The organism is Labilibaculum antarcticum, assembly GCF_002356295.1.
Taxonomy (GTDB): Bacteria; Bacteroidota; Bacteroidia; order Bacteroidales; family Marinifilaceae; genus Labilibaculum; species Labilibaculum antarcticum.
The window spans coordinates 5,097,060-5,109,714 of the sequence record NZ_AP018042.1 but is presented as its reverse complement, the minus strand read 5'-3'; the positions used below and the strand labels follow the sequence as shown (position 1 = coordinate 5,109,714).

The following is a 12,655-nucleotide window of genomic DNA, read 5'->3' as shown; positions in this document are numbered from 1 at the left end:
TGTAAACTAACCATGTTGTAATTTAATAATAGACTATTAATCAATTCAATAAAGCTTTTACCTAGAGTAATTAAACAAGGCTTATCCTTCATAAATTACACTTTGCTAAATACATCTGTGAATAACGTGAGTATCGTATTGTAAACCTATTAAACAGCTTACAGTATAGACTATTAGAAGCTATTTTATTATTTAAACGATATTGTTTACGCAATTGAATATTATTGATTCATTAGGATATTATTCTTTACAAGCTTGTATTGAGCCTAAATACTCTGTAATCTAGATGCATTTAATGTTTACAAAATTAAACTTAGATGCTAATTACAAGATTAACATCCTCTTTCTTCTTGATTACTTTTGTGAATCACTTTTGTAAATAATTCTCTCTCCTGAATTTTGACTTATGTAATTTTTATTATAGATTTGTAATGTCATTAAAATTAACATCTGTAAAATTCACATATAAACAACTCTAAAGATGAAAAATAGAATCGTTCAGCTGATTAATAGTGAAGGACTAACCTCTTCTAAGTTTGCAGATACTATAGGCGTGCAGCGATCTAGTATTTCTCATATTTTATCGGGTCGTAATAACCCTAGTCTTGACTTTGTTCAGAAAATATTAACATCATTTCCTAAAATCGACCCTAATTGGCTTATTTCAGGTAGTGGTAATATGTACAAATCACAAGGTTCACCTTCCTTGTTTCAGGAACATGAAACGGATCAATCCCCTGTTGAAAATCAAGTTAATCAGCCCCCTAAATTAAATAAAGAACCAATCAGTACTCCACGCCCAAACCAAGAGCCTGTATTGGAAATGAGTGCGTTTGTGTCTGGCAAGCAAATAGAAAAAGTTGTGGTATTTTATAGTGATAAAACTTTTAAAGAATACAATCCTTCCTAAGCATTTTTTAACTTATCTTTGCCTGCGTTTATACTTAACAGTTTAAAATACAATCAGGCAGCATGAAAAAATTAGTACAGGACTTTGAGGTACTGCACAAGGAAGAGCTTAATAAAGGGACTTTTGTTATTGATATAAAGGCATCTAAGCCTTTACCTGACATTAAACCAGGGCAATTTGTTAACGTTCTTGTAGAAAATGCAACCAACACCTTCCTTAGAAGACCTTTATCCATCCATTTTGTTGATTACGAAAAGAATATCATCAAATTATACATTAAAAAGCTTGGAGAAGGCACCACTAAATTGGGCGATTTAAAGCTTGGAGACAGGCTAAATATCGTTTTTCCATTAGGAAATCAGTATTCTATTCCTAAAAACTCTAAAACTCTTCTAATTGGCGGTGGCTGTGGTGTCGCTCCTTTATTATACTTGGCAAAACATCTTAAGGAGGCCGGAAACGAGGTTACAACCATATTGGGTGTACGCTCTGCCTACGATGCTGTTGAATTAGATTCTTACAAAGAATACGGGCGTATATTCGTAACTACCGAAGATGGCTCAATAGGCGAAAAAGGCTATCCTACGCAACATTCTGTGCTTAATGAGAAGTTTGATTACACGTTTACTTGTGGACCAGAACTCATGATGAAGGCAGTAGCTGCTTATGCTAAAAGCAAAGACATTCCGTGTGAGGTTTCACTAGAAAACACGATGGCTTGTGGATTTGGAGCATGCTTATGCTGTGTAACTGATACAAAAAGAGGTAATATATGTACATGCACTGAAGGTCCGGTGTTCAATATAAACGAGTTAAAATGGTAAATTTGGAAGTTAAACTTAAGGATATGATTCTTAAGAATCCGGTAATGACTGCTTCCGGAACATTTGGTTACGGTGAAGAATTCGAAGATTTCATCGATATCAGCCAGTTAGGCGGTATCTTGGTTAAAGGTACCACCAGACACCATCGGGAAGGAAATCCTTACCCTAGAATGGCTGAAACACCTTCAGGAATGCTAAATGCTGTAGGTTTGCAGAATAAAGGCGTCGAATATTTCTGCAATAACATATATCCTAGAATAAATCACTACGATACCAATATTTTGGTCAACGTTTCCGGCTCTGTAATAGAAGACTACGTGGAAACAGCTGCAATGATCAATGAATTGGACAAAATACCGGCAATTGAGCTTAATATCTCCTGTCCGAACGTTAAAGAAGGCGGAATGGCCTTCGGAACTAGTTGTGCATCCGCTGCATCTGTGGTTCGAGCAGTTCGCAAGGTGTATAAAAAGCATTTAATGGTAAAGCTTTCACCTAATGTTACTGATATAGCAGAAATAGCTAAGGCTGTTGAAGCTGAAGGTGCTGATTCGGTATCACTTATCAACACATTGTTAGGAATGGCTATAGATTCAGAAACAAGAAGGCCCCTTTTATCTACAATTACAGGAGGTTTATCTGGTCCATGTGTAAAGCCTGTAGCTTTGCGAATGGTTTGGCAGGTTGCTCAGGCGGTGAATATCCCTGTAGTTGGCTTAGGAGGTATCATGAATGCAAAAGATGCTATTGAGTTCATTCTGGCAGGTGCCACAGCCATTCAGATTGGTACAGCTAACTTTATCGACCCTCAGGTGAGTGTGAAGATTGTAGAAGGTATAAAAGACTACATGATTCGTCATCAAGTGAGTGATATTAATGATTTAATTGGTGCTATTAATCTGAAATAGAATAAGATAACTTATTAAAGAATTATTTCTCTAATACGAGGACTGATTAAAGAAATAATTCTTTAATGTGTGGTTGGTAGGTTTACAGATGTGATTACAACTGTAAACCTATTGTTTTTGTTTGCTTTATTCGCTTAATTTGGGTCTTCTAAGAAATTAGAATACTGATTACAAACTCGACTCATATTCAATATGTTACACGGTCACGGCGACGACGCCTATCTCTATACACAGCCTATAAAAGCCAATTTCTCGACGAACATCTGGTATGGCGGCAGATCTGAGGCGCTAAAGACCTTTATTCAAGCAAGCTGGGATAAGATACATGCTTACCCTGAGCCTGCAGCCGAGAGTCTTTGCGACTTAATTGCTCAGGATCTGGATATTGGTACGGATCAGGTTCTGGCCTGCAACGGGGCCACTGAGGCCTTCTACTTAATTGCACAGGCCTTTCATTCAAAGACTTCGACTATTATGATCCCGACTTTTGCTGAGTATGAGGATGCCTGCAATGTGAACAGACATCAGCTTAAATTCCACAATTGGGCTGATTTAAAAGGAACCACCCTCTTTTCAGAAGGTCTGGTTTGGCTTTGCAACCCCAATAACCCTGATGGTCGTGTTGTTGAGAAGGCTTTCCTAAAATCTCTTCTTAAAAATAACATTAAGAGCACTTTTGTGGTGGATGAAGCCTATATCGACTTTACTGATGCGATTTCATCTGCAATCGATTTGATTGATAAGCACCCAAATTTGATTTTGGTGAAGTCATTGACTAAAAACTTCTCCATACCCGGCCTGAGATTGGGCTATTTGATCGCAAACAGGGCTATGGTACAGAATATCCGATTTTTCAAGCCTCCCTGGACGGTTAATTCCATAGCAATTGAGGCTGGAAAGTACATTTTGCAAAGGAAGGAGAGCTTTCTGCCTCCCGTAAAACAGTACAAATCAGACCAAAAGGAATTTTCTGAAAAACTGGCTCAAATTCCAGGTCTTAAAATATGGTCTTCAAAAACTTCCTATTTTTTGATCGAACTAGAGAAATCAAATGCTTCAGAACTTAAAAAGCTGCTAATTTCAGAATTTGGCTTGCTCATTCGTGATGCAAGTAACTTTCGAGGACTCAGCAACCAATTTATTCGTGTCGCCACCTTATCCGAAGACAAAAACCAACTTTTAATAGACGCACTGACCCAATGGAGCAAATCGAACTCATAATACTACCCCTAATTATAGGGTACATTTTGGATCTCATATTAGGAGATCCCCGTAATTTTCCACATCCCATCGTGGGTTTTGGCAATATGATCAGTTTGGGAACTGAAAAGCTCAATCATGGGAAGCATCGCTTACTAAAGGGTGCTTTTATGAGCCTGAGTTTAATTCTACTGATCTATTCATCTTTTTACTTTCTTTCCTTGTTGCTATTAGGCTGGGAGAAATGGGCTTTCATCTTATTCACCTCTGTTTTTGTGTTTTATGGCTTGGCTAATCGTAGTCTTTTGCAGGAAGGCTACGAGGTTTTTAAAGAGCTGGAAGAGAAAGGTCTGGAGGCAGGACGTAAACGCTTGTCGTGGATTGTTGGTCGTGACACCAAGGGTCTTAGCGAACAAGAGATTCGCCTGGCTGTATTCGAAACCCTGTCTGAAAACCTTTCGGATGGTGTGGTGGCACCTCTCTTTTTTTATGCCGTGGGTGGCTTACCAGCCATGATGGCCTATAAAATGATCAACACGTTGGACTCCATGATTGGTTATAAAAACGAGAAATACCTGTACTTTGGTCGGGTTGCGGCACGAATTGATGATGCGGTTAACTTTATTCCTGCTCGTATCACCGCCTTCCTGATGGTGCTTGTGAGCCTGAGTTACAGGGGTTTTATATTCATATTCCGCTATGGACGTTCGCATATCAGCCCCAATTCGGGTTATCCTGAATCGGCCTTGGCTGGTATATTGAATTGCCGATTTGGTGGTGCACACGATTATGGCGGCAAGATGGTTGAGAAACCTTATATTGGTGAGTTGGATCGAAAGATTGAAAATTCGGAGATCAAGCGCCTTGCCTACATCAATCATGCGGTTTGTTTGGCGACGATTGTACTGATTTTAGCTTTTTATCTGGGCATCAATCTGCTAGTCAAATAGATTTACTCGCTTTAAGAATACAAAAAGCACTATATGTTTTCATTTTTTGCATTCAACATTTGTTATTTGAACACTATAACTGATATTGCTCATGGCAACTCTCTTTAATAAAAGAACAGTATTTAATCTCATTGATAGATTTATGATTGTAGCTTATTATGGCTCTTTCTTTTTAGTATTACATGATTATATAAATGAATATGTGTTTTATTTTTTCCCTGTATTACTATTCCTTACAAAAATGTATATCGGATTTAAAACGCGACATCAAAAGTTATCCTTTTTCTTTATTCTACTTCTGCATTTTGCCTTGATATACACCATCATAGATGGCATATAATTGCATTCTTCAGTTAGAAATATTTAAATTATCATCATGATTCATCTTATTACAGGCGGTCAACGTTGTGGAAAAAGCGAATACGCAGAACAATTGGCCCTTGAACAATCAACAAATCCTGTTTATCTGGCAACTTCTCGTATTTGGGACGATGGACATCGTGCCCGTATTGAGGCTCATAAGGCCCGTCGTGGTGAACAATGGGAAAGCATTGAAGAGGAAAAAGAGCTGAGTTCTCTCGATTTCGAGGGACGATTGGTTTTACTTGATTGCATAACCCTCTGGCTGACAAATATTTTCTTTGACAATGGTGAGCAGGATGAGAAGAGTCTGGAAGAAGCTAAAGCTGAACTGGATAAGAGCCTCTCTCAGGATTGTGATTGGATTATTGTCAGCAATGAAGTGGGCTTAGGTGGCCATCCGGGCAATGAAGTGGCGATGAGATTCAACGATTTACAGGGTAGAATCAATCAATATATTGCAAAAAAAGCGGACCGTGTAACCTTAATTATATCTGGTTTACCACTTGAAATAAAAAACACACAAGCATAATGACTAAATCGCTCACCTTCATTTTTTCAGCACTTATTATTCTCATTACTATTTCATCTTGTAAAAGGGTAGAAAAAAAGACCATCTCAAATAAAATTAAAGTTGGTGTTTTCGATAAAAACGGCGACAGTCCCTGGTGTATTACCGATGCTATTGAGGCACTAAAAATTGACCCGGCCATTGATTGTGAAGTGATACGTGCAAGTCAAATTATGTCTGGTGAACTAGATCAATTTGATGCTATTATATTTCCAGGTGGAAGTGGCAGAGGTGAAACTCAAAGTTTAGGTGAAACGGGGATGGAAAAGGTTGTTCAACTGGTAAAAGAAAAAGGAATTTCTGTTATTGGAATTTGTGCAGGAGCATACATTATGACCGAAACTCCAAACTATCCAAGTCTTAACCTTACTGGTTTTGAGGCGATTGATATTGAGCATGATAATCGAGGTCATGGTTTGGTGAAATTTTCATTAACTGAGAAAGGATTGGAAATTTTCCCTGAACTAAAAGATCAAAAAATTTCATTGTGCCAATATTACGAAGGCCCTGTTTTGGTTTCCACTAAAAATAGTGTGGGAATTGAATTGGCAAGTATGCTTTCTGATGTTCATACAGTTGAAGGAAGTCCTGCAAACATGACCAACAACAAACCATTTATAGTTGTAGCTCAAGTAGGTAAAGGGAAAGTCGCTTCTTTTGTTGGGCATCCGGAATGTACTCCTGGTATGAGATGGATGTTAGCTCGAATTGTTCGTTGGGCGACAAATAATGAAATGATCAAATATTCAGAAAGTGTTGTTCGACCAAATTTCTTTACTGAAGAGATAATCTATACAAAAGAAGTTAAAGATCTTCAAGAAAAATATTACCAAATGCTATCCGGATCAAAGGATGACAAATTAATAGCAATTGATAAAGTGATTGAATTGGCTTGTTGGTCTTCGAAAAAATGGATTCCTGGTATGCTTCGCGATAAGGATGCTATGGTGAGAGTGAAAGCTTCTTGGGCATTGATTCAACTGGAGCGAACAGACGCCATTCCTGATTTGGAAGCAGCTGCTATGACTGAGACGGATAACAATATCAAAATTGAATTGGAAAAAAACTTGAAAGCACTAAGAGGTATTTTGGGCTCAAATAGCTAGCGAATAACACACTGTAATATATATAAGGCGGTCATCACTATGGAAATGACCGCTTTTTGCATTTTCTATACTGTTATGTTCTGACTATAAGCAAGCTTTATATGTCAGGGTATGACTAGAATATATAGATCTGTTTATAAATTTGGAAACAGCATAAGATTGAAGGTTTTATTGAGAGCCTCCGTAAATAAGAAATATATTCTCTAGCATCAATATTCCTTAAGTGTTACTGGTCTTTTTGTGTAAATTGCCGTTCTTAAAAAACACATTAAACCTATGCAAAAATTTGATATAGAAAGCTTATCTACAGAACTAGATGATAGGATATTGAACAAAATTAATGGAAAAACAAAACCTATTGGTTCATTGGGAGTACTCGAGAAAATTGCATTTCAAATAGGGAAAATACAGAACAGTTTATCTCCAGAAATTGTAAACCCCACTGTCGTGGTATTTGCAGGAGATCATGGGATTGCTGACGATGGCGTTAGTTTTTATCCTAAATCTGTGAGTTACCAAATGCTATACAATTATATGCAGGGAGGTGCCGCAATAAATGTTTTTTCACGCCAGCACGGGATTGATTTTAAAGTTGTTGATGCAGGTATCGATCATGATTTTGATCCATCATTAAATATCATTAATAAAAAAATAGCTTACGGCACAAAGAATTACAGATTTGAACCGGCAATGTCAAAAGATCAATGTCTGGAAGGATTTAAGCGTGGCGCTGATGTAATTGAAGAAATTCATAAAGAAGGATGTAACTTTATTGCTTTTGGAGAAAAAGGAATCGGAAACACATCTTCGGCAGCTTTAATTTTAAGTCTTTTAGCTGATATTACTTTAGACGAATGTGTGGGAAGAGGCACAGGACTCGACAGCAAGGGAGTAAAATCTAAATTTAACTTGCTAAATGAAGCCTTATCCAAATACGATGGAAGTAAAGATCCAATTGACGTACTGACTCAGTTTGGTGGTTTTGAAGTGGTTATGATTGCCGGTGCAATGCTGAAAGCTGCAGAATTAAGAATGACAATGTTGATTGATGGCTTTATTATTACTTCAGCATTGCTCGCTGCATCAAAAATAAATTCTAAAGTGTTGGAATATTGTTTGTTTGCACATAAATCAAATGAAAAAGCACACATAAAAATGCTAAACCACCTAAATGCAGAACCAATATTGGATATCGGTATGCGATTGGGCGAAGGAACAGGTGCGGTGGTTTGTTATCCAATTGTGAAAAGTGCCGTACAGTTTATAAATGAAATGGCTTCATTTAAGGAAGCTGGTGTAAGCGAATCAGAAGAAGTAGAAACAATCAGCTAATTGTTTTATATTTAATTTTCTATTAAAAAATCATATCAATGAATTTCAATATAAATAAACCCAATAACGAGCTAACAGAACAACTTCAACATAAAATTGATTTCAAAACCAAACCGATTGGATCTTTAGGTATTTTGGAACAATTAGCTGTGAAAATAGGATGTATTCAAAACACTTTAACACCTGAGTTAAAACAACCAACCATTATGGTCTTTGCGGCAGATCATGGAATAGCTCTTGATGGCGTAAGTCCTTATCCGCAAGAAGTTACCTGGCAAATGGTTGCCAATTTTATTAATGGAGGTGCTGCAATTAACGTATTTGGTCGTCAGAACGGAATAGACATTCGGATAATTGATGCCGGTGTTAATTTTGATTTTGACAAAAGCTCCGGAGTAATTAACGCTAAAGTTGATTACGGAACAAAAAGCTATTTGAATGAATCTGCAATGACAGCCAAACAATTTGAAACAGCGATTAAGCGTGGTGCAGATCTTTGCGATAAAATGCATCGGGAAGGATCGAATATTATTGGTTTTGGAGAAATGGGAATTGGAAATACTTCGTCGGGAGCTATTTTATTGCATGTTTTAGCTGGAGTCGATTTAAAAGAATGCGTTGGCCGTGGCACCGGATGGGATGATGAAGGTTTGAAAAAGAAATATGAAATACTGAAAAAGGCCGTTGATAATTACAAAGGACATAATACTGTTGAGAACATTCTAACACATTTTGGAGGATTCGAAATTGTAATGATTGTTGGAGCAATGATGAAAGCTGCTGAATTAAAAATGGTAATTATGGTTGATGGGTTTATCATTAGCTCAGCACTTTTAGCCGCATCAAAAATGAATGCTAACGTTCTGGAGTATTGTATATTTACACACAAATCGAATGAAACTGGTCACAAACATATGCTTAAGCATTTAAATGCCGAACCAATTCTCGATTTAGGAATGCGACTTGGTGAGGGTACGGGAGCTGCAGTGGCATATCCAATTATTGAATCTGCGGTAAATTTCTTGAATCAAATGGCCAGCTTCGAGGATGCTGGTGTTAGCAATAGCGATCAAATTACAGAAGCCTAAATGAGAAAAGAAATCGAGATATTTTTTACAGGACTGTCCTTTTTTACAAGAGTTCCATTTCCAAAATGGACACGATTTAAAGAGGAATATCAGTACGAGGCCATAAAATATTTTCCCATTTCGGGAGCAATTATTGGAGGATTAACAGGTTTGGTGTTTTATCTTGCCAATATGTTTTTTCCATTCAATCTGGCAGTAATGCTAAGCATGGGATTCACTGTTTTGTTTACCGGTGCATTGCACGAAGATGGATTCATGGATTTTTGTGATGGCTTTGGTGGAGGTTGGACACGCGACCGAATCCTGGAAATAATGAAGGATTCCTTAATTGGAGCTTTTGGAGTAACAGGAATTGTTTTTTTGGTGATGACGAAGTTCTTTTGCCAATATTCAATTTCGGCAACTCATTTGCCTTTGATTTTAATCGCGGCACACTCAGTTTCAAGAATGTTTGCAGCTACTTTGGTAAATACGCACCAATATGCCCGAACCGAAAATTCAAAAGCAAAAGATTACTCACAAAAACTATCAACAAAAAATCTAATTTTCACAATTATTACAGGAGTTTTGCCTTTAGCATTATTAGGAAATATAAAGTTTTTCCTGATTCTTATTCCTGTTTATTTGAGTAAAATTTTATTAGGAAGATATTTTAATAAATGGATAGGCGGTTTTACTGGCGATTGCATTGGTGCAACTCAGCAAGTTTGCGAAATCGTATTTTATTTGTCCTATATGGTAATTATCAATCAAATTTTATAAGATGGAAATATATTTAATCAGACACACAAAAGTAAATATTGAACCAGGTATTTGCTATGGCCAAAAAGATGTTGATTTAGCTTTAACTTATTCTGAAGAATTGGAAGCAGTAAAAGAAAAATTAAAAGATATTGATTTTGACTTGATCATTTCAAGTCCCTTAACCAGAGCTAAAAAGTTGGCAAATGATATTTTTGGCGATCAGGTATTGGAGGACAAGCGATTAATGGAATTAAACTTTGGTGATTGGGAAGGTAAAGTTTGGGACGAAATTAAAGATCCGTTATTCCAGGCCTGGATGGAAGATTTTGTAAATAAAAAATGTTCCAATGGAGAATCATTTGTTATGCTTCGCGATCGGGTTTTAGAATTTTGGAACGAAATAAAATCAAAAGATTGTAAGAAGATTGCAATTTTCACACATGGAGGTGTAATTCGTACGATTAAGGCAATTGAGCAAAACGTTAAACTGGAAGACTCTTTCAATGAACCGACTACTGATTTTGGGGAGATTACCATTCTATCAACGCCAAAGTAAACGTCAGATAGTCACGGATATAACCTAATCAGGAACTGGCCAGTTCCTGATTTTTTTTGAATTTATTCATTAATAATCGGTCAATTTTAAATGAATAAAGACCAGTTAGATGAAAGAAATTGCTATTTTAGCACACTTAAATTATCAATAATATGCGATGCGCTCAATAACCCCTTTAATTATTTGTCTGATTTTTCTTCTTTCCAGTTGCTCACAACCTGTCACGTTCAAACATGTATCAGTTATTCCTAAATATGCTGTAATTGAGAAAAAGGAGGATATACATGCAATAACAGACTCTACAGTAATACCTTATATTTACACTAAGGTTATATCACTTAGAGAATTAGCTGTCGAAGAGAAGAAAGATAAATTTGTAGAAATGTTATTGCCTTCCATTTTAGTTTCACAACATGATTTACATCAGACAATAAAAAGGGTCGAATATATTGAAAAACGCTTAGTCAAACATCCGTTTATGAGAAAAACTGATAGTATTTTTCTTTTACCTTTGTTTGAAACCTATAATTGTGATCAGATTCCTGAATTGAAAATAAGATTGAAGCCACATGCAGCCAGCATTGTTTTAGGGCAAGCAGCATTGGAGTCCGGTTGGGGATCATCGCGATTTTTCAAAGAAGGAAATAATGTTTTTGGCATATGGTCTTATAATGCAGGAGAAGATAGAATACAGGCTTTTGTTGGACGAGATTCCACGAATATCTATGTTCGAAGTTATTCTTCTATAGAAGAATCGGTTAATGATTACTTTCAAACCATTGCTAGAGTGAATGCGTATAAGGAATTTAGGCAAGAACGATTGACAATAGAGAAACCTCTTGAACTCATTCCTTTTTTGAACAGGTATTCTGAGTTAGGTGAAATATATACAGATAAGCTGAAGCAACTAATTGAAACTAATGACTTAACAAAATATGATTCTTACGTAATTAAAAATGAATATTTTGTGGAAGAATAAATTCAATTTACTGAAAAGATTTATTTTGGGTCAAATAAATAATGAATGTTAATTTTTCGTTATTTCTATTTGATTTTTATTCTAAATCGTTACTTTTAGGCCTGTTTAAAAATAAAATTAATTATTCAATTAATCATAAAAGTTACTTAGTATGAAAAAAATTATTCTGATTCTTGCAGTTTGTTTAAGTGCTGTTGGCGTGTTTGCTCAATCGGCAGCACAATTTAAAAATGAAGGAAATGATGCTTTGAAATCAAAAAATTATAAAGCAGCTCTTGCAAGTTATGAGAAATTTTTAGGGGCAGAAGATACTGTTGAAGATCCAGCATTAATTTTCAATTCCGCATATTGTGCAATAAAGGTAAAAGACTATGCCAAAGCTGAAAAATATTTTGGCATGGCAGCTGAGAAAAATTACAAAGCTTCTACTGCTTACAAATACAAAGCTATTGCTCAAAAAAATCAAAAGAAATTTGATGATATGGTGGCTACTTTAAATGCTGGAATTGCTGCTTGTCCAACAAAAAACTCAAAATTAATCTCTACACTTGCAAAGCATTACTTACTTGAAGGGCAAAAAGCTCAAAAAGCAAATAATTTTGAAGTTGCTGAAGATTTGTACAAAAAAGCTGGCAACGTTAAATCAAAATTACAAGTTGACGCATTATTTAGTTTAGGTACTTTGTACTATAACAAAGGAGCTAAAATTATGCAGGCTGCAACTCCAACTGCAAATACTGAGCCTGAAAATTACAAATCAGAATCGGCGAAAGCCAAGTCTTTTTTTCAAAAAGCAATTGTTGAACTAAACAAAGCTAAAGTAATTGCTCCAACTAGAAAAGATGTTGCTTCTACTATTGCATCAATAAAAGGATTATTATAGTAATTCCTTATACGAAATATAAATTAAAAAGGGATGCCGTAGGTATCCCTTTTTATTTGCCTTCATATTTATATCTCCAGCGGTTACTCAAACTATTGAGACTACATGTGTAAATAAGAAAAAATCTAAAGCTGGTTTTTTGTTAGAACATATTCTTTTTAAAAAGAAATCTGAAATAGGTGAGTGGAAAATTAACACGATCAAAATTGTCAATTCTGAAGGAATTTAAGAATACACGACAACA

13 protein-coding genes are annotated in these 12,655 nt (G+C 36.0%); all 13 read left to right on the top strand.

From position 1 onward, the window contains the following. The first annotated feature begins 481 nt into the window (after positions 1–481). Positions 482–910, top strand: a complete 429-nt coding sequence (locus ALGA_RS20440) for a helix-turn-helix transcriptional regulator (protein WP_096432458.1) — start codon at positions 482–484, stop codon at positions 908–910. 62 nt (positions 911–972) lie between these two features. Then, entirely contained in the window at positions 973–1,734 is a 762-nt protein-coding gene (locus ALGA_RS20435) for a dihydroorotate dehydrogenase electron transfer subunit (protein ID WP_096432456.1), read from the top strand. Then, positions 1,728–2,642: a dihydroorotate dehydrogenase gene (locus ALGA_RS20430; RefSeq protein WP_096432454.1), complete on the top strand. Its 915-nt coding sequence runs from the start codon at positions 1,728–1,730 to the stop codon at positions 2,640–2,642. Before ALGA_RS20435 ends, ALGA_RS20430 begins: the two co-directional genes overlap by 7 nt. 192 nt (positions 2,643–2,834) lie before the next feature. Further along, positions 2,835–3,863 carry a pyridoxal phosphate-dependent aminotransferase gene (locus ALGA_RS20425; RefSeq protein WP_096432452.1) on the top strand — a complete coding sequence of 343 codons (1,029 nt, stop codon included), beginning with the start codon at positions 2,835–2,837 and terminating at the stop codon, positions 3,861–3,863. Beyond that, the gene (cbiB, locus tag ALGA_RS20420; RefSeq protein WP_096432450.1) at positions 3,842–4,792 is read left to right on the top strand and encodes an adenosylcobinamide-phosphate synthase CbiB; all 951 of its coding nucleotides are present in this window, start codon (positions 3,842–3,844) and stop codon (positions 4,790–4,792) included. The genes ALGA_RS20425 and cbiB overlap by 22 nt, the downstream gene beginning before the upstream one ends. A 376-nt stretch (positions 4,793–5,168) precedes the next feature. Continuing rightward, positions 5,169–5,684, top strand: coding sequence for a bifunctional adenosylcobinamide kinase/adenosylcobinamide-phosphate guanylyltransferase (gene cobU, locus ALGA_RS20415; protein WP_197705635.1), 516 nt, complete (start codon positions 5,169–5,171; stop codon positions 5,682–5,684). Continuing rightward, a complete protein-coding gene (locus tag ALGA_RS20410) occupies positions 5,684–6,829 on the top strand; it encodes a BPL-N domain-containing protein (RefSeq protein ID WP_096432446.1) in 1,146 nt (381 codons plus the stop codon). The genes cobU and ALGA_RS20410 overlap by 1 nt, the downstream gene beginning before the upstream one ends. Positions 6,830–7,105: 276 nt before the next feature. Beyond that, positions 7,106–8,161 (top strand): nicotinate-nucleotide--dimethylbenzimidazole phosphoribosyltransferase, encoded by a 1,056-nt coding sequence (gene cobT / locus ALGA_RS20405; protein ID WP_096432444.1) that lies wholly within the window; start codon positions 7,106–7,108, stop codon positions 8,159–8,161. Between the two features lie 38 nt (positions 8,162–8,199). Continuing rightward, positions 8,200–9,249, top strand: coding sequence for a nicotinate-nucleotide--dimethylbenzimidazole phosphoribosyltransferase (gene cobT, locus ALGA_RS20400; protein ID WP_096432442.1), 1,050 nt, complete (start codon positions 8,200–8,202; stop codon positions 9,247–9,249). Continuing rightward, a complete protein-coding gene (locus ALGA_RS20395) occupies positions 9,250–10,011 on the top strand; it encodes an adenosylcobinamide-GDP ribazoletransferase (RefSeq protein WP_096432440.1) in 762 nt (253 codons plus the stop codon). A gap of 1 nt (position 10,012) precedes the next feature. Then, the gene (cobC, locus tag ALGA_RS20390; RefSeq protein ID WP_096432438.1) at positions 10,013–10,549 is read left to right on the top strand and encodes an alpha-ribazole phosphatase; all 537 of its coding nucleotides are present in this window, start codon (positions 10,013–10,015) and stop codon (positions 10,547–10,549) included. Between the two features lie 478 nt (positions 10,550–11,027). After that, positions 11,028–11,528, top strand: a complete 501-nt coding sequence (locus tag ALGA_RS23080) for a glucosaminidase domain-containing protein (RefSeq protein ID WP_162845500.1) — start codon at positions 11,028–11,030, stop codon at positions 11,526–11,528. A 151-nt stretch (positions 11,529–11,679) separates the two neighbouring features. Continuing rightward, the gene (locus ALGA_RS20380) at positions 11,680–12,411 is read left to right on the top strand and encodes a tetratricopeptide repeat protein (protein WP_096432434.1); all 732 of its coding nucleotides are present in this window, start codon (positions 11,680–11,682) and stop codon (positions 12,409–12,411) included. Positions 12,412–12,655: the final 244 nt, after the last annotated feature.

Coding starts and splice junctions, on each gene's coding strand:
- ALGA_RS20410 (WP_096432446.1), top strand. CDS start 5,684: ATGACTAAATCGCTCACCTTCATTTTTTCAGCACTTATTATTCTCATT.
- ALGA_RS20380 (WP_096432434.1), top strand. CDS start 11,680: ATGAAAAAAATTATTCTGATTCTTGCAGTTTGTTTAAGTGCTGTTGGC.
- cobT (WP_096432442.1), top strand. CDS start 8,200: ATGAATTTCAATATAAATAAACCCAATAACGAGCTAACAGAACAACTT.
- ALGA_RS20440 (WP_096432458.1), top strand. CDS start 482: ATGAAAAATAGAATCGTTCAGCTGATTAATAGTGAAGGACTAACCTCT.
- ALGA_RS20435 (WP_096432456.1), top strand. CDS start 973: ATGAAAAAATTAGTACAGGACTTTGAGGTACTGCACAAGGAAGAGCTT.
- ALGA_RS20425 (WP_096432452.1), top strand. CDS start 2,835: ATGTTACACGGTCACGGCGACGACGCCTATCTCTATACACAGCCTATA.
- ALGA_RS23080 (WP_162845500.1), top strand. CDS start 11,028: ATGAGAAAAACTGATAGTATTTTTCTTTTACCTTTGTTTGAAACCTAT.
- ALGA_RS20395 (WP_096432440.1), top strand. CDS start 9,250: ATGAGAAAAGAAATCGAGATATTTTTTACAGGACTGTCCTTTTTTACA.
- cbiB (WP_096432450.1), top strand. CDS start 3,842: ATGGAGCAAATCGAACTCATAATACTACCCCTAATTATAGGGTACATT.
- cobU (WP_197705635.1), top strand. CDS start 5,169: ATGATTCATCTTATTACAGGCGGTCAACGTTGTGGAAAAAGCGAATAC.
- cobT (WP_096432444.1), top strand. CDS start 7,106: ATGCAAAAATTTGATATAGAAAGCTTATCTACAGAACTAGATGATAGG.
- ALGA_RS20430 (WP_096432454.1), top strand. CDS start 1,728: ATGGTAAATTTGGAAGTTAAACTTAAGGATATGATTCTTAAGAATCCG.
- cobC (WP_096432438.1), top strand. CDS start 10,013: ATGGAAATATATTTAATCAGACACACAAAAGTAAATATTGAACCAGGT.